Origin of the sequence: Pedobacter fastidiosus (assembly GCF_014306625.1) — a bacterium.
Classification (GTDB): domain Bacteria; phylum Bacteroidota; class Bacteroidia; order Sphingobacteriales; family Sphingobacteriaceae; genus Pedobacter; species Pedobacter fastidiosus.
Genome location: NZ_JACRYL010000009.1, coordinates 177,404 through 193,072 on the forward strand (window position 1 = coordinate 177,404; position 15,669 = coordinate 193,072).

Consider the following 15,669-nt stretch of genomic DNA (forward strand, 5'->3'; position numbering starts at 1 on the left):
TCAATCTCATTAACAAACTGCGCCTAAATCTAAGGCTATTTCTGCTTGGGTTTATACTTCGATTGATTTAAAATTTTCTGCCCATCTTGATCGGCCATTAATTGCTGTAAAGTAATATCTGGATGTGTTTCCATATACTTTCGAACAATTTGCCAACCTGTCCAAATGCCTAATTTTGGAGCAGAATTTCTGTTTTCACCTAAACCCGGCGTAAAAGGTCCTTCAGCCAAATAAACCTGAATTTTTTGATAATCCGTTTCGTAAAGTAAATTATTTTCTAAATAGTAGGCCCAAATATCGCCTTCGTAAGTCTGTGCCCAATCCAGTTGCTTGGTTGTATAACCTATTTTTATAGAATCGGCTGTGTTTTCTGGTAAAACCTGATCCAAAAAGTATAAAATTTTCCCTTGAAAAATCATTTTGGATAGGAGTGTTCTGTTTTCATCAGGCTCGGTAAAAAGTTCTTCGTGTGCAAAGGTTTCAGCAACTCTCGGTACAATGTATTCTGGCGCAAAACGTCTTGATATGTACATTGGAACACTCTGAATAATGGCTCTGTAAAACTTGCTGTCTTTGCCTAAAAACATATCTAATCCAATTCCCAAATAATTATCGCCCACTGGCATTTGATAAGAAAAGCCAGAAACAAAAGATATAAATTTTGGAATTTTGGCCTTAGGATAATAGTGTTTTATGTACTTAAAAGTTTCTGTTAAGCCTTCTTCCTGCTTTTTTAAGTCGGGATAAACGGTATTTACTTCGTTAGTTAAATCGGTATAAGCTTGGTCTTTGTATAGTGTTTCTAAAACAGTTTGGTAATTATATTCTGGCGAACCGACCATTTTATGGATGTAATCATCGTAAAATAGACCATAATTTTTGCTGAGAAAATCGTTGGTTTGTGTTATGCTTTTCCCTTTTCCGCTATAGAGCTGTTGGTCAAACCTTTCGATCTTTATTTTTAGTTTAACATCGCTCACATCTGGTCTGTTGCTTTGCTTACACGAAATAAATATGATGGCAAAAAGAAAAAATAGATAAATTTGGCTGTGTTTTACGTTATACTTCATGTACAACAAATATAATCACATAAAGCATGAAAAAAATATCCGCTATTTTAATTTTAACTTTTTTAAGTTTTGGAGTTTGGGCGCAAAATTCGCCTTTAACCAGTTACGGTTTTAGATTAGGTTTAACGGCAACACCAACCATTGGGTGGATTAAACCAGAACAGGGAAAAACCAATGGAGTAGCACTAGGCTTTTCTTATGGCTTAATGGGCGATTTTAACTTTGCCCCAAATTACAGCTTTTCTACGGCACTAACGGTAACCACTATAAATGGGAAGAGTACCGAGGCAGATCCTGTTTTTATTAAAAGCTTGGATAATACGGCCAATCCAAATATTCCTGTAGCTTACGATTTAAAATATAGAATACAATATTTGGAATTGCCCTTAACCATAAAGCTAAAAACCATTAAAGCTGATGGTAAACGATATTATGGTCAGTTCGGACTGTCAAATTCATTTATGCTAAGCGCCAAGCAGGATGCGGTAAACGGGAGCACTAAAATAGATAATGTGAATATTTCAGATTATACCAAATTTTATCGTGCCGGTTTGGTAATTGGTGGAGGCGGTGAATTTGATATTTCTGGCAACGCCAGTATTGTTGCAGGCTTAACCTTTAATAATGGTTTTACAAATATTACAGCAGATAAAAATAGAAATGTAAAAAATCATTATCTAGCCCTTAACTTTGGAGTATTCTTTTAATCTTGATTCTTGATTCTAAAAAAATGAAAATAGCGCTTGCACAACTCAATTATCATATTGGAAACTTTGAGGCAAATACAAAAAAAATAATCGAGCATATTACCTTGGCTAAAGCTAAAGGAGCTGATTTGGTTGTTTTTGCAGAATTGGCCATTTGTGGTTATCCACCTAGAGATTTTTTGGAGTTTGATGAGTTTATCTCACTTTGTGATGATGCAGCGAAAGAGATTGCAAAACATTGCCAAAATATTGCCTGCATTGTGGGCTTGCCTATTAAAAATGATGTTTTGCAGGGTAAGGATTTATTTAATGCTGCCTATTTTATTGAGGATGGAAAGGTTAAAACCGTTACTAAAAAGGCGCTTTTGCCCACTTATGATGTTTTTGATGAGTACCGATATTTTGAACCCGCAACCGCATTTCAATGTATCGATTTTAAAGGGAAAAAGATTGCGCTAACCATTTGCGAGGATTTGTGGAATATTAACGATAACCCATTGTATGTATCAAACCCAATGGATGAGTTAATTAAGGAACAACCTGATGTGATGATTAATATTGCCGCTTCACCGTTTTCTTATACACATGATGATGAGCGGATTAAAGTGCTGTCTGATAATGCCAAGAAATATCATTTGCCAGTTTTTTATGTCAATCAGATTGGTGCTCAAACCGAAATAATTTTCGATGGTGGATCTTTGGTTTTCGATGCTGAAGGCGCAATGAAAGCCGAAATGAAATATTTTGAAGAAGATCTTCAGGTTTTTGATTTAGATGAAGTAGAGAATGTTCGTAATAAATATCCTCAGCCAGAAAGGTTAACGGATATTGAACAAATTCATGATGCATTAATACTGGGAATTCAAGATTATTTCAGAAAGTCGGGTTTTAGCAAAGCAGTTTTAGGTTTATCTGGCGGAATAGATTCTGCTGTTGTTTGCGCTTTGGCCTGTAGAGCTTTAGGAGCAGAAAACGTTATGGCAGTTTTAATGCCATCGAAATTCTCTTCTGATCATTCTGTACAAGATGCTTTAGATTTGGCCAATAACATTGGCTGCATGCATGAAATTATTCCAATTAAGGAAGCTGCTGAAGCTTTTGATGGGATGCTTGCCCCGGCCTTTAAAGGTTTGCCCTTTAATTTGGCCGAAGAAAATATCCAAGCCCGAATCCGCGGAACAGTTGTTATGGCAATGAGCAATAAATTTGGCTATATTTTGCTCAATACTTCAAACAAAAGCGAATGTGCTGTAGGTTACGGTACTTTATATGGCGATATGTGCGGGGCAATTGGAGTTATTGGCGATGTTTACAAAACGCAGGTTTTTGAGCTTGCTAAATATATTAATAAGGAGAGAGAGATTATTCCCATCAATACTATCGTGAAACCACCATCGGCAGAGTTAAGACCGGATCAAAAGGATTCGGATTCTCTGCCTGAATATGATATTCTAGATAAAATCTTATATCAACACATCGAATTAAAACAAGGATCTACATCTATTATTGCTCAAGGATATGATGAAGTGCTGGTTAAACGAATTTTACGAATGGTAAATATTGCAGAATTTAAGCGTTATCAAACCCCACCAATATTAAGGGTTTCGCCAAAAGCATTTGGAATGGGAAGAAGAATGCCAATTGTTGGCAAGTATATGATATAAGTCAAAGGAAATAGGAGCGCTTTATTTTTGTAGGTACTTAGTTTTAAGTAATTTACACTACATTAACGCTCGTCACTAATGGTTTCATCCTATACAAATAACATTACCGAAGAGATGCATCAAATGATTATTGATCATCAAGCTTCATTTAACTTAATTTCTGGCGTGGTCATCCTTCACGATATTCGCGATTGGTCTATTGCTTTTATGAGTCAGCGTGGATTGAATGAATTAAAAATCGTGGAAGAGGAGCTTTATTTAATGACGAATGAAGAATACCACGCAAGATTTTTCAACGCTGATGATGCTTCGGATTACGTACCGAAAATTGCAGCTTTAATCCAAAAAAATAGTGATGATGCAACAGTAAGTTTTTACCAACAATTAAAGTTTCCTGATTCTCCACAATGGAGATGGCATTTATCGAGTATAAGAATTTTTATGCGTGATCAAGATGGTGTGCCAATAATGTCAATAACCATTTCAATTCCAGTTGATGCCATGCACCACATGGCTGCAAAAGCAGACCGGCTGTTAGAAGAGAATAATTTTCTTAGAAACAATTATACAATTTTCTCGAAGTTGAGCAAGCGAGAGAAAACTATTTTAAAGGAAATGGCTTTGGGAAAAAGTTCTATAGAAATTGCTAATGAACTGTGTATTTCTCCAACAACGGTTGATACACATAGAAGAAATATCAGAGAAAAGTTAAATACCAAATCATCATTCGAGATTTCGAAATATGCGAGAGCTTTCGATTTGATTTAGAAAACCTTGATAACTTCTTGTTATAAAGTTACCAAGGCTAATTTATACTATACTAAAGTAGCATCAACAGAAATTGTTGTGTCTAGTAATTTTGAGATTGGGCAATTTTTTTCTGCATCGGCAACCAATTCATCAAATTTTTCTTTTGATAATCCTGGAACAGTTGCTGTTAAAGTTAAATGAGATTCGGTGATTTTACCTTGAGCCGGATCTAAATTAATTACGCATTTAGTTTCCAGATTTTCTGCTGTAAAACCTGCTTCATCAATTTTAAATGATAAAGCCATAGTGAAGCAACCTGCGTGTGCAGCTGCAACTAATTCTTCAGGGTTTGTACCTACGCCTTCAGCAAAGCGAGAACCAAATGAATATTGCGTATTGTTTAATGTTGTACTTTGGGTAGTTAAATTTCCTTTACCTTCTTTACCAGATCCTTGCCAAACGGCTGTTGCATTTCTTTTCATTTTGAGGTTTTTTTATTGATTGATTTTAGATTCTTAACAATAAAGATAATTATATGTTTGTTTTTAAAATGCAATTAAATCATTAAGAATTTGTGATGATTTAGGCTTCAGTAGATTCTGTTTCTTCGGTAATCGATTCTCTTTTAATCATCTGCGCTTTTAAAGATTGAATCAATAATATGCCAACACCAACCATGATAGAAATATCGGCAAAGTTAAAAACGCCAGTCTGGAAGATATAAAGATCCATGTGCATAAAATCAGTTACCGAACCATGTACAATGCGGTCGTATAAATTTCCGATCCCTCCACCAATTAAAAAGCATAGCGCAATTTGCATCGTTCTAGGTATATTGGGTTTGGTGTAAAGGAAATACAATCCAAATCCCAATACAAGCAACGGCAATCCTGATAGAAGAATTAACCTAAAAATATAAGGCATGTTATCGCCCAAGCTTAAAAAGGCGCCACTGTTTTCTACCTTTGTTAAGGTAAAGCGATCTTTAATTATACTAATGTGCTCGTATTCGCTTATTTTGTTGCGAACAATATTTTTGGATACCTGATCACAACCAATATTTAGTAATAACAGTAAGGTCAGAATTATTAATCTTATCGAATTCTTGTTTGCCATTTTTATAATTTTTATCCCTTTGGTAAGGGTTTTCTTACCCATTTTTTATAAGGGATGATCAATGCGATTAATATAGCCAAAGCACTTAATAATTTTGCAATAACATCTCCACTTTTAACGTAAAAGGTAATTTCATCGTTTAAATTGATGTCGGCTTTTAAGGCGGTTCTAGTCCACCATTGGGTTCTTTTAACAACATCGCCACGCTGATTAATGAAGCACGAAATTCCAGTATTTGCAGAACGTGCTACATCTCTATGTGTTTCTATGGCACGCAGTTTAGCGTACATTTCATGCTGATCTTTACCAGAAGTGTTTCCCCACCAGCCATCATTAGTAATAATTGCGATAAACTGAGCGCCGTTTTTAACATCTTTTGCAATCCAATCGCCCCATAAACTTTCATAGCAGATTACTGGTGCAACACCAATGCCACTTTGAGCATATAAAACACTGGGTTCCTCTTGCCAGCCCCAACCACTTACACTTCCACCGAGTTGTGAAAATACCCCATCCATAAAAGAAAACACTTTTGGAAAAGGCATTTTTTCTGCTCCAGGAACAAGTTTCGATTTATGGTAAAACTGAACATTTGCAGAGTTTTCTACCTGCATTGCGGTGTTAAAATTATCAAGATAAAAGCCCTGATCTGGATAATGCTTTGCAGATAACGTTTTCTTATCCGGATAAATTTTAATTGTTTCAATTCCTGTAATTAACGTTCCGTTTTTGTATTTGCTTAAAAAGTTTTGCAGGGTAATAAAATCTGGATTACTGCGAATTCGCTCTTCATCGGCATAGTTTGGAATTGCAGTTTCTGGCCAAATAAAATATTCGGTATTGGTTTGGCCAAGAGAATCAGAAAGATGAGTTAAAATCTGGATCTGTTCTGCAGTTGGAATGTTTTCCAGTTTCTGATAAGGATCGATATTTGGTTGAACCACAACCACATTAGATGGTGTGCCTTGTTGTGTTGCACTATAATATTTTGATAGTGAAATTCCAATCGGAATGATAACAACCAAAGCCCAAATCAGCGTAGGCCTCAGTTTTTTATAGCCAGTTTCAAACTTAAGTTTCTTATAGACTTCGAACGCTAAAATATTGCTGAGTAAAATCCATAACGAACCTCCATAAACACCGGTATAATCGTACCATTGTGCCAATTGATGCATGGCCGCTAAACCATTGCCTAAAGTCATCCACGGAAAGGCTAAATCCCAGGTTTGTTGTAAATATTCTAGAGCAATGTAAAAAGAAACCAAACCTACATAAGCCCAAGTTTTGCTAACGTATTTACCTAAACGATAATATAACCAAAAGGCAAATGTCATTAGGAGTGCTCCTAAACCGTAAGGAATTAAAGAGACTGGAATTGCCGTCTCCCAGCCATTATAAGCGCTAATTGCATTGAAAACCCAATAAATTGAGGCTGTGTTCCAGATTAAAAAAGTTAAACCTGCGGTTAAAAATATTCTTCTTCCGGCTTTTTTAACATCACTGTTCGAAATTTTATCTAAAGCAATAAATAGCGGGACCAATCCAATTAACAACAATGGCGCTGTAAATGGCATAGGTGGCCAAGCTAGCCAGAGTAAAAATGCGCTTAATAAAGCGAGTAGGTACGTTTGTTTATTGTTCATGTAAATTAAATTGTCATTCTGAGCGAAGCGAAGAATCTCTTGCAATGGAAACTGACTTTAGTCCTGTTCTGCATTAAGCTAAATGCTACTTTATTAGAGATGCTTCGTGCCTCAGCACTACAGGGCCATTTTACAAACTATCTAAAATATTTGCTTTTTTAGCTTCATATTCTTCTTGAGTAATCAAATTGTTTTCATATATGTTTTTTAGTTTTCGCAACTTAAAAGTGGTTTCATCTTCTTCTTGTAAAACTTTAGCAATATGATTGGGCTCAAGCTCTTGAATAGGTTCAGTTTTTAAATCAGTAAGAGATTTTAGTTTAGAATTATAATTTTCATCTATATGTGTGTAAGATTTAATTATTCCTACCATTTCTTTTCTTAAACTGAGTTTATCTTGTTGATCCATTAAATCATACCAATTTTTTAGGCTTTTAGGCACTCTTAATGGAAAGGAAACAAATGCATCCTCACTGTTCGGTCTTCCTACTTTGTTCTTCTCTGAATTCATATCTATACTACTACAAATTAACTTTGTTCTTGTTCATTAGTATTTTTTTAAACAAAACAATTAAACGTTACCTTCTCTAGTGTAATTCTTAAAACCTTTATCTGTTCGCTTTCTTTCAATTACATAGTATAGTTCAAACAATGATTTATTATTAGCTACAAACTATCTAAAATATTTGCTTTTTTAGCTTCATATTCATCTTGAGTAATCAAGTGTTTGTCGTACAGGTTTTTCAGTTTGCGCAGTTTTAAAGTAGTTTCATCTTCTGGTTCTTCTACAACTTCTGCAATTTGAATAACAGGTTCTTCAGGCTCAGGAATGGATGCTGGAATTTCAGCAACAGATTGTGGTGCAGAATAATTAACTGCAGCTGCTGAAGCTCTGTTTTCTTCAAGCAATTGCTGTCTAAGCATCTCCTTGTAAGAATCCAATTGCTCGTTAGCGGCTTGGTGTAATTTTCTAGCCTGTACTTTTGGGATAAATTCGGTTACAATATTTTCGCCATGTTGTGGTACACAGATAAATTTAGAGCCAAAAAATTCTTCTTTAAATGAAACCTCTTTAATGCTTTTCCAAGAAATATCTTTAAAGTTCATGGTTAAGCCCAAATTTCCTGGCTCGCAGTAAAAAATTCTTTTGTTAGAAATCGCAATGCTATCCGGCATCAAGTTAACTGCTGGTTTTTTTTGTACGGCTAAATATAAAATCTCTTCACCTGTGGTTAAAAGATCGTTTAATTTTCCAATAACTTTTTCAACCGCTTTTGGGTCTTGTTCGTCACTCAGAAATCTATCTATGCTAATCATATTTCTTTTTAAATTGATTTGTAGTTAATGTTTTTTGCTGTTAATCAGCATCTTCATATTTGTTTTTGCTTTTACCACTCGGTTTGCCGGCTATGCAAATTACAAATTCTCCTTTTAAAGTATTGGTTTCGAAATGTGTTTTTATTTCGGTTAATGTACCTCTAACAGTTTCTTCAAATATCTTGGTTAACTCTCTACTAACCGATGCTTGTCTATCTGCACCTAAATATTGTGCAAACTCTTCTAAAGTTTTTAATAAACGATGTGGGCTTTCATAAAGTATAATGGTACGATCTTCTTCGGCCAGTTTCTTAAATTTAGTTTGTCTGCCTTTTTTAACAGGAAGAAATCCTTCAAAACAAAAGGCATCGGCGGGTAAACCTGAATTTACCAAAGCAGGTACAAAAGCAGTAGCCCCAGGTAAGCATTCTACAGCAATTTCATTTTTAATCGCTTCGCGAACAAGAAAAAATCCTGGATCAGAAATAGCGGGTGTTCCGGCATCAGATATTAAAGCAATCTTTTGCCCTTCATTTAAAAATTTTATAATCTCAGATGTTGCCTTATGTTCGTTATGCTGATGATGTGAAAATACTTTTTTATCAATCCCAAAATGTTTAAGCATTGGGGCGCTGGTTCGGGTATCTTCGGCCAAAATCAAATCGCATTCTTTTAAAATTCGGATTGCCCTAAAGGTCATATCCTCCAAGTTGCCTATTGGTGTAGGTACGAGAAATAGTTTACCATCCATATTTTCCTATTTCGTCATTGCGAGGAGGAACGACGAAGCAATCTTTCTAGAGAGATTGCCACACTGCGTTCGCAATGACGACTTAATTATTATCTTTGTAAAAAAATTAAATAATGCTGCAAGTTAACTATATCCGCGAAAATAGAGAGAAAGTTTTAGAACGTTTAAGTGTCCGTAATTTTAAACAACCAGAATTGGTAGATGAGATCATTAAAATTGATGAAGATCGTCGCCAAACTCAAACTTCCTTGGATAGTCTTTCTGCAGAAGCAAATGCAGCCGCAAAACAAATCGGCGATTTAATGCGTGCGGGAAAAAAGGATGAAGCAGAAGCTATAAAAGCCCAAACTACAAGCCATAAAGAAAACATTAAAAACCTTACAGAAAAGTTAACAGAACTGGAAACAGCGCAGTTTAACTTAGTTGTGCAGTTGCCAAATTTGCCATATAGTTTAGTACCAAAGGGATCTACCGCCGAAGAGAATGAAGTGGTTTATCTTCATGGTGCACCAGCAGAATTACCTACGAAAGCTTTACCGCATTGGGAATTGGCTGCAAAATATGATATTATAGATTTTGAACTGGGCGTTAAAATAACCGGTGCAGGTTTTCCGGTTTACAAAGGAAAAGGTGCAAGATTACAACGTGCGTTAATTAATTTCTTTTTAGATCACGCTACGGCTGCGGGTTATAAGGAAATGCAAGTGCCACACCTAGTAAATGCAGCTTCTGGTTTTGGAACAGGACAATTGCCAGATAAAGAAGGACAGATGTATCATTCAACTGTTGATGATTTATATCTAATTCCAACAGCTGAGGTTCCGGTTACCAATTTATATAGAGATGTAATTGTTAAAGAAGAACATTTGCCAATTAAAAACACCGCGTACACGCCATGTTTCCGTAGAGAAGCAGGTTCTTATGGCGCTCATGTTCGTGGTTTAAATCGCCTGCATCAATTTGATAAAGTAGAAGTTGTGCAGATTACGCATCCAGATAAATCTTATGAAACTTTGGAAGATATGAGCAAATACGTTCAATCTTTATTGCAGGAATTAGGGTTGCATTACCGCGTTTTGCGTTTATGTGGTGGCGATATGGGCTTTACTTCAGCCATGACCTATGACATGGAAGTTTGGAGTGCGGCACAAGAGCGCTGGTTAGAGGTTTCATCGGTATCAAATTTCGAAACCTATCAGGCAAACCGTTTAAAGCTTCGTTTCAAAGGGAAAGAAGGTAAAGCACAACTTGCACACACTTTAAATGGAAGTGCTTTGGCATTGCCTCGTATTGTGGCTTCAATTTTAGAGAACTACCAAACTGAAAACGGAATTAAAATTCCAGAAGCTTTAGTGAAATATACAGGATTTGATATGATTGATTAACTATAAATAATTCATTATTGCGAGGTACGAAGCAATCTTATTACTTTGGGTTTGAATAGTAAACGACCTCGCAATGACGGAAAATTCCAACGAACAAAAAAAGCTTTGCATCACTGCAAAGCTTTTTGTTTTTTATAGGTAGGTAATTTGTATTTTGTTCTGATTACAAAATCAAGATCAATAATAAGATGATGATGATAATTGCACCAACTGAAAGATAAACGCCACCAGAAACTGCACGAGCTTGATTTTTCATCTCTCTTAATTCTTTACGCAAAGCCTTACGTTCTGATTGTGTCAAGTTAGATTTATCCATGTCTCTAATTTCTTCAACACGGGTTTTAATTCTTTCTAATTGAGCCGATTGTTCAGCTGTTAACTCAGTTGGATTTTTTGCAGGCTTAGCAGCTTGAGCTGAATTAAAACTAATGCCTAAAGTAAAAATCAGGGCTAAAGTGTAAATAAATTTTTTCATAATATTTTAATTTTTAGTGTTCTTTCACTACATAACAAAAAACCTACCAAAATGTGTTGGTAGGTTTTAAAAAGAGTTAATTTAAATGTTAAATCGGTTATTTAATTTCAAAAACGGTATTTACAGTGAAATTCAGCTTAATTTTTTTGAAATCTAATTCAGCAGATTCTTGGCCACCGGCCATATCCGATTTCAACATTCTCACATTACTGTATGTTGCTTGCGGCATAGCGCCATCACCACCATCCTGAATATCGATAACGCCACCCAATTTATCACCCAAGGCCTCAACCATATAAGTAGCTTTTGCCTTTGCGGCTAAAATGGCCTTAATTTTAAGCTCCTTTTTCAAGCTTTCCATTTTAGAATAATCATAGCTTTCTATATTGGTATTTTCAATGCCCTTAACATCAATGGCGCCAATAATGTCATTAAACTTATTTAAGTCGCTTACTTTTAAACGGTATTGTTTGCTCGCCAGAAAATCTGGATTTTTCTTTTTCTCTGTGGCGTAATTCCAGCTGCTTAAATTGCTAATGGTTAAGTTTTCTTTTGCAATCCCTGCCTTTTGAACTGCTGCGTAAAGTTGATTTTCTAAATCAGTAATCTCTACTTTTTTCTTTCCGTTTAAATATTCTTTAAGGGAAATGCTGATGTAAATAATATCAGGCGTAACTTCTGTTTCTGCAGATCCGCTTACGCTAATTTTCTTGCGTAAATCTACTTGTTGGGCTTTCGCTGTTGATAAACCTAAAAATGCAACGAGTGCAATTGCTATTAACTTTTTCATAATGTATTTTTCTTTGTGTGTACTGTAATGATGTACGCAGTGCACAAATTCCACACCGAGATTTAAATAATTTTTATTTTTTTGAAATTAGCCTTGATAATCAATGCATAAAGCTGTGCCTAAAGTTATCCCATCAAACCCGGTTTAAGAAATAAATGTTTATTAATATTTTGGGCGCTTTAATACGTGGAAAAGCCACCCCTTTGGGGCTGTATGCGATATCTTTTTGGCAGAAAAATCCAAAAAGGATGTTGCTCCCATTGTTAACGCGAGCAGCTCTTTTAAAATGCTATAACTGCATTTATTTTGTAGAACAAAGGTTAGTCGCTTTCTGAAAATTAGATACTTAGAGCGGAATTAACTATGAAATAGAAAGAAAAATTATGCGCAAGGTTTTATTCTTAAATAGACGGAATTATAAATGGTTATAAAACCTAGCGCAGCAGAACAAATTTTCTGCAGAATTTTTATCATGTTTTGCAATTGGGATTGCAAAAAGAGAATTGTGAGATTATTAAACCTTCGATACTTTAACAGCAGTTGGACCTTTTTGTCCCATTTCCACTTCAAAAGTTACTTTATCGCCTTCTTTAATTTGAGTTACCAAACCGTTAGCGTGAACAAAAATACTATCTTGAGTTTCAGTGTTTTTAATAAAACCGTAACCTTTGCTATCGTTAAAGAAAGTAACTGTTCCTTTTTTAATAGGGTTTTCGTCGATTATATCTTCTTGTCTTGTAATACCAATTTGTACATCCTCAATGTTGAATACTTTCTTCTTTTTCGGATCTGGTGGAGTAGACGAAATGTTACCATTTTCATCAACGTATGCAAACATTTCTTCAAGAGCTAAACCTTTTTTTGCATTAGATTGACGCTCTTCTTTTTTCTCTTGTTTGTCTTTTTGTTTTTTTAATCGTTTTTTTTCGTTCTCTTTTTTACTGTAAGTTGCTTGAGATTTAGCCATATTTTATTTAATTGTTTTGTTTTATGCGTGACGAGAATGTCAGAATTATACAAATATAACAATACTAAAGCAGAAATACGATTTTATTCCAAAAGGTGATGCGTTAGAATTGGTCAAACGAATGCCATAACTTTTATATATACAGCAAGTTAAGTTCGCAAAAGGATCTATTTAACTCTTGTTCCAGTTTGTTTTATCTACCTGATAAATAAAGTTCAGTTTAATGTCTTCACCATAATAAGCAACCTCGAGCTCACCAATTTTTGATGCACCTAATTTTTCTGTTGCTTTTTGCGAACGGAAATTTGTTGCGCCAATGTGCAGAATTATTTTATCTACAAACTGAAAGGCGTAATCGAGCATTAATTTTTTTAATGCAGCGTTGTGGCCTTTTCCCCAAAAATCTCTTCCGATAAAAGTATAACCCACTGCAACAGAACTATTTTCTTCGTCTAATTCGTAATACCTCGAACTGCCAACTACATTACCAGTTTCCTTATCGTAAACAATAAAGGCTCCTTTAGATTCTAAAGCGCCCTTAAAAAAGGTTTGAAAAACATCTCGCTGATAACGATTTTTATTTGGATGTTGTTCCCAAACCAAAGGATCGGAAGCTACAGCATATAAAGCTTCAAAATCTTCTTCTTTTAGTGGAACAACTTTAATTAAATCGTTTTCTAAAGTCGGTTGTAAATCGAAATCCATATTATTTTATATTAAAAACGGCTGGCGAGAAGGCCAGCCGTGTAAATTTATAATGTTTGCTAATTAGTAGTGTCATTCTGAGCCTGTTGAAGAGCTTTAAGTGCATTTCGATAGGCTCAATTTAGTTAATCTACCAATCCTTCAATAGCTACAACTTCATTTGCTTCTTTTTGATAGTCAACTTGATCAATTTCGAAGCCGAATAAACTCAAGAAATCAGATCTGTAACCCGGTAAATCACCAATTGAAGGCAAAGTCTCTGTTGTTGCTGCTTTCCACAGTTCGGCAACTTTAGCCTGAACATCTTCACGCATTTCCCAATCGTCTATTCTAATTCTACCTTGTTTATCTACAGGAACAGGACTTCCAGTGTATAATCTATCGGCGTATAACCGTTGTATTTGCTCAATCGTTCCTTCATGAATTCCTTCTGCTTTCATCACTTTGTATAATAATGAAATATATAATGGAATTACTGGAATGGCCGAACTTGCTTGCGTAACCAGAGCTTTATTTACCGAAACGTAAGCTTTACCATCAATATCTTTTAATTTATCGCTGATTTTAAAAGCCGTTGCTTCTAAATCATCTTTTGCTCTTCCAATTGTTCCCTTACGGTAAACAGCTTCAGTTAAAGATGGGCCGATATACGAATATGCAACGGTAGTAGCGCCTTCAGCCAATAAGTTTTCAGCTTTTAAAGCATCAATCCACATTGCCCAATCTTCGCCACCCATTACGGCAACAGTATTTGCAATATCTTCTTCGTTAGCTGGTTCGATAGAGATTTCGGTGACATTGCCCGTATGAAAATCTACCGTTTTATTCGTGTATGTTCCGCCAATTGGTTTTAATGTAGAACGATGCAAAACCTCAGTATCTGGATGCTTTCTCACCGGAGAAGCCAAACTGTAAATTACTAAATCAACCTGACCCAAATCTGCCTTGATGGTTGCTAAGGTTTTTTCTTTTATTTCTTTTGAAAAAGCATCGCCATTTATACTTTTAGCATATAAACCAACTGCATGTGCTTCTTTTTCGAAAGCCGCACTATTGTACCAACCTGGTGATGCTGTTTTGCCTTCAGATGGCGCTTTTTCGAAAAACACCCCAATTGTTGCTGCGCCTGACCCATAAGCAGCCGTAATTCTTGAAGCTAGACCAAAGCCTGTTGAAGCTCCAATTACCAATACTTTTTTAGGGCCGTTTATAGCACCTTTTGATTTTACATATTCAATTTGATTCTTTACGTTTTGAGCGCAACCATCTGGATGTGCTGTTAAACAAATAAAGCCCCTCATTCTCGGTTCAATAATCATTTTGTTTTTGATTTTATGTTTTGTAATATCAGATCTGATGGAATTTTAAGGAATTAAATCCTCTTCTATTAAGCAAATCTTTAACGAAGATAAATTTTTAATCGCTTACCGCTAAATGAAATTTAAATAAAGCATCTTTAATTAGGTAGATTGAATTATAAATTTTGTCTTTATTATTTTTCCCTTATTTTCGCAAGCACAGATAAGATAAGCCGGATTACCTATGAAAAGAATATTTATACTCTTTATAATATGCTTATTTGCCTTTTTTAAGGTAAATGCACAAACTCAACATCAAAGTTCAGGATGGTTATTTTTCTTAAACAGCACAAAGTTTAGCGATAAATGGGGTTTGCATTTAGATGTACAAGTACGCTCTGCAGATAATTGGGATCACGTTCGGAATACATTATTTAGACCTGGCTTAACTTATTACATCAGCAAAAATCAAAATGTTACTTTAGGTTATCTTCTTGCACAAACCTATTTTACGGATCTAAATCTTTTTGATACAACACCGGGCGTTATTGTAAAATCTACAATAAATGAACACCGCATTTGGGAACAGTATATTTTAAATCATAAAATTAAATCGGTTTTTGCCACGCAAAGGTTTAGATTGGAGCAACGTTTTGTGGAACGTAATTTTGTTTCTGTCAACACAGATCCAGATTATTTTTCTCAGCGTTTCCGTTATTTCTTCAGGTTGATTCAGCCATTACAAAAAATACAGCCAACTTTTACAAAAGGAGCTTTCGTGGCCTTACAAAACGAAGTATTTTTGAATATCCAAAATAAAGAAAAGGTAAATAACAGTGTTTTCGATCAAAACAGATTATATCTAGCGGTTGGATATCGGTTTTCAAAATCTTTTGATTTAGAGGCTGGTTACTTAAATCAGGCGCAGCATGGAGCACAAAATAATACGATAAACAATGTTGTTCAATTGGCTATTTACACGCGGTTTTAATGATTTAAAGTCATATTCATTAGAGTTGTTTATGCAAATT

Annotated in this window: 17 protein-coding genes; 5 read left to right on the top strand and 12 right to left on the bottom strand. The window is 35.1% G+C overall.

The window, feature by feature from the left end; translation table 11 throughout:
• Window positions 1-35: 35 nt before the first annotated feature.
• Window positions 36-1,070: a gliding motility lipoprotein GldB gene (gene gldB / locus H7U22_RS11955; RefSeq protein WP_187071588.1), complete on the bottom strand. Its 1,035-nt coding sequence runs from the start codon at window positions 1,068-1,070 to the stop codon at window positions 36-38.
• 26 nt (window positions 1,071-1,096) lie between these two features.
• On the opposite strand from gldB, the gene H7U22_RS11960 reads away from it, so the two are divergent.
• The 3 genes from H7U22_RS11960 (at window position 1,097) to H7U22_RS11970 (ending at window position 4,209) form a co-directional block, all read left to right on the top strand.
• The gene (locus H7U22_RS11960; RefSeq protein WP_187071589.1) at window positions 1,097-1,777 is read left to right on the top strand and encodes a porin family protein; all 681 of its coding nucleotides are present in this window, start codon (window positions 1,097-1,099) and stop codon (window positions 1,775-1,777) included.
• 23 nt (window positions 1,778-1,800) lie between these two features.
• Window positions 1,801-3,441 (top strand): NAD+ synthase, encoded by a 1,641-nt coding sequence (locus tag H7U22_RS11965; protein WP_187071590.1) that lies wholly within the window; start codon window positions 1,801-1,803, stop codon window positions 3,439-3,441.
• Between the two features lie 78 nt (window positions 3,442-3,519).
• Window positions 3,520-4,209, top strand: a complete 690-nt coding sequence (locus tag H7U22_RS11970; protein WP_187071591.1) for a response regulator transcription factor — start codon at window positions 3,520-3,522, stop codon at window positions 4,207-4,209.
• A gap of 47 nt (window positions 4,210-4,256) precedes the next feature.
• On the opposite strand, the gene H7U22_RS11975 is transcribed toward H7U22_RS11970, so the two are convergent.
• From H7U22_RS11975 to rsmI, 6 genes are all read right to left on the bottom strand, one after another.
• The gene (locus tag H7U22_RS11975; protein WP_187071592.1) at window positions 4,257-4,673 is read right to left on the bottom strand and encodes an OsmC family protein; all 417 of its coding nucleotides are present in this window, start codon (window positions 4,671-4,673) and stop codon (window positions 4,257-4,259) included.
• A 100-nt stretch (window positions 4,674-4,773) separates the two neighbouring features.
• The gene (lspA, locus tag H7U22_RS11980) at window positions 4,774-5,307 is read right to left on the bottom strand and encodes a signal peptidase II (protein ID WP_187071593.1); all 534 of its coding nucleotides are present in this window, start codon (window positions 5,305-5,307) and stop codon (window positions 4,774-4,776) included.
• Between the two features lie 11 nt (window positions 5,308-5,318).
• The gene (lnt, locus tag H7U22_RS11985) at window positions 5,319-6,950 is read right to left on the bottom strand and encodes an apolipoprotein N-acyltransferase (RefSeq protein ID WP_187071594.1); all 1,632 of its coding nucleotides are present in this window, start codon (window positions 6,948-6,950) and stop codon (window positions 5,319-5,321) included.
• Between the two features lie 130 nt (window positions 6,951-7,080).
• Window positions 7,081-7,461, bottom strand: coding sequence for an SHOCT domain-containing protein (locus H7U22_RS11990; protein ID WP_187071595.1), 381 nt, complete (start codon window positions 7,459-7,461; stop codon window positions 7,081-7,083).
• Between the two features lie 155 nt (window positions 7,462-7,616).
• Window positions 7,617-8,267, bottom strand: coding sequence for a PH domain-containing protein (locus tag H7U22_RS11995; RefSeq protein ID WP_187071596.1), 651 nt, complete (start codon window positions 8,265-8,267; stop codon window positions 7,617-7,619).
• Window positions 8,268-8,307: 40 nt separating this feature from the next.
• Window positions 8,308-9,018 carry a 16S rRNA (cytidine(1402)-2'-O)-methyltransferase gene (gene rsmI / locus H7U22_RS12000; RefSeq protein WP_187071597.1) on the bottom strand — a complete coding sequence of 237 codons (711 nt, stop codon included), beginning with the start codon at window positions 9,016-9,018 and terminating at the stop codon, window positions 8,308-8,310.
• Window positions 9,019-9,131: 113 nt separating this feature from the next.
• On the opposite strand from rsmI, the gene serS reads away from it, so the two are divergent.
• Complete coding sequence (serS, locus tag H7U22_RS12005) at window positions 9,132-10,403, top strand: serine--tRNA ligase (RefSeq protein ID WP_187071598.1); 1,272 nt, start codon at window positions 9,132-9,134, stop codon at window positions 10,401-10,403.
• Between the two features lie 163 nt (window positions 10,404-10,566).
• On the opposite strand, the gene H7U22_RS12010 is transcribed toward serS, so the two are convergent.
• From H7U22_RS12010 to fabV, 5 genes are all read right to left on the bottom strand, one after another.
• A complete protein-coding gene (locus tag H7U22_RS12010; protein WP_109929474.1) occupies window positions 10,567-10,878 on the bottom strand; it encodes a hypothetical protein in 312 nt (103 codons plus the stop codon).
• Between the two features lie 97 nt (window positions 10,879-10,975).
• Window positions 10,976-11,668: an SIMPL domain-containing protein gene (locus H7U22_RS12015; protein WP_187071599.1), complete on the bottom strand. Its 693-nt coding sequence runs from the start codon at window positions 11,666-11,668 to the stop codon at window positions 10,976-10,978.
• 514 nt (window positions 11,669-12,182) lie between these two features.
• Window positions 12,183-12,635 carry a cold-shock protein gene (locus H7U22_RS12020; protein WP_131533794.1) on the bottom strand — a complete coding sequence of 151 codons (453 nt, stop codon included), beginning with the start codon at window positions 12,633-12,635 and terminating at the stop codon, window positions 12,183-12,185.
• Window positions 12,636-12,806: 171 nt separating this feature from the next.
• Window positions 12,807-13,340, bottom strand: a complete 534-nt coding sequence (locus H7U22_RS12025; protein WP_187071600.1) for a GNAT family N-acetyltransferase — start codon at window positions 13,338-13,340, stop codon at window positions 12,807-12,809.
• Window positions 13,341-13,465: 125 nt separating this feature from the next.
• A complete protein-coding gene (gene fabV, locus H7U22_RS12030) occupies window positions 13,466-14,659 on the bottom strand; it encodes an enoyl-ACP reductase FabV (protein WP_187071601.1) in 1,194 nt (397 codons plus the stop codon).
• A gap of 223 nt (window positions 14,660-14,882) precedes the next feature.
• Between fabV and H7U22_RS12035 the strand changes: the two genes are divergently transcribed.
• Entirely contained in the window at window positions 14,883-15,629 is a 747-nt protein-coding gene (locus H7U22_RS12035) for a DUF2490 domain-containing protein (protein WP_187071602.1), read from the top strand.
• Window positions 15,630-15,669 lie beyond the last annotated feature (40 nt).

Excerpts from the sequence above, each read along its gene's own strand:
- H7U22_RS12025 (WP_187071600.1), bottom strand. The coding sequence starts at position 13,340 with ATGGATTTCGATTTACAACCGACTTTAGAAAACGATTTAATTAAAGTT.
- lspA (WP_187071593.1), bottom strand. The coding sequence starts at position 5,307 with ATGGCAAACAAGAATTCGATAAGATTAATAATTCTGACCTTACTGTTA.
- H7U22_RS12035 (WP_187071602.1), top strand. The coding sequence starts at position 14,883 with ATGAAAAGAATATTTATACTCTTTATAATATGCTTATTTGCCTTTTTT.
- lnt (WP_187071594.1), bottom strand. The coding sequence starts at position 6,950 with ATGAACAATAAACAAACGTACCTACTCGCTTTATTAAGCGCATTTTTA.
- H7U22_RS11995 (WP_187071596.1), bottom strand. The coding sequence starts at position 8,267 with ATGATTAGCATAGATAGATTTCTGAGTGACGAACAAGACCCAAAAGCG.
- fabV (WP_187071601.1), bottom strand. The coding sequence starts at position 14,659 with ATGATTATTGAACCGAGAATGAGGGGCTTTATTTGTTTAACAGCACAT.
- H7U22_RS11965 (WP_187071590.1), top strand. The coding sequence starts at position 1,801 with ATGAAAATAGCGCTTGCACAACTCAATTATCATATTGGAAACTTTGAG.
- H7U22_RS12010 (WP_109929474.1), bottom strand. The coding sequence starts at position 10,878 with ATGAAAAAATTTATTTACACTTTAGCCCTGATTTTTACTTTAGGCATT.
- H7U22_RS11970 (WP_187071591.1), top strand. The coding sequence starts at position 3,520 with ATGGTTTCATCCTATACAAATAACATTACCGAAGAGATGCATCAAATG.
- rsmI (WP_187071597.1), bottom strand. The coding sequence starts at position 9,018 with ATGGATGGTAAACTATTTCTCGTACCTACACCAATAGGCAACTTGGAG.
- gldB (WP_187071588.1), bottom strand. The coding sequence starts at position 1,070 with ATGAAGTATAACGTAAAACACAGCCAAATTTATCTATTTTTTCTTTTT.
- H7U22_RS11990 (WP_187071595.1), bottom strand. The coding sequence starts at position 7,461 with ATGAATTCAGAGAAGAACAAAGTAGGAAGACCGAACAGTGAGGATGCA.
- H7U22_RS12015 (WP_187071599.1), bottom strand. The coding sequence starts at position 11,668 with ATGAAAAAGTTAATAGCAATTGCACTCGTTGCATTTTTAGGTTTATCA.
- H7U22_RS11960 (WP_187071589.1), top strand. The coding sequence starts at position 1,097 with ATGAAAAAAATATCCGCTATTTTAATTTTAACTTTTTTAAGTTTTGGA.
- H7U22_RS11975 (WP_187071592.1), bottom strand. The coding sequence starts at position 4,673 with ATGAAAAGAAATGCAACAGCCGTTTGGCAAGGATCTGGTAAAGAAGGT.
- H7U22_RS12020 (WP_131533794.1), bottom strand. The coding sequence starts at position 12,635 with ATGGCTAAATCTCAAGCAACTTACAGTAAAAAAGAGAACGAAAAAAAA.
- serS (WP_187071598.1), top strand. The coding sequence starts at position 9,132 with ATGCTGCAAGTTAACTATATCCGCGAAAATAGAGAGAAAGTTTTAGAA.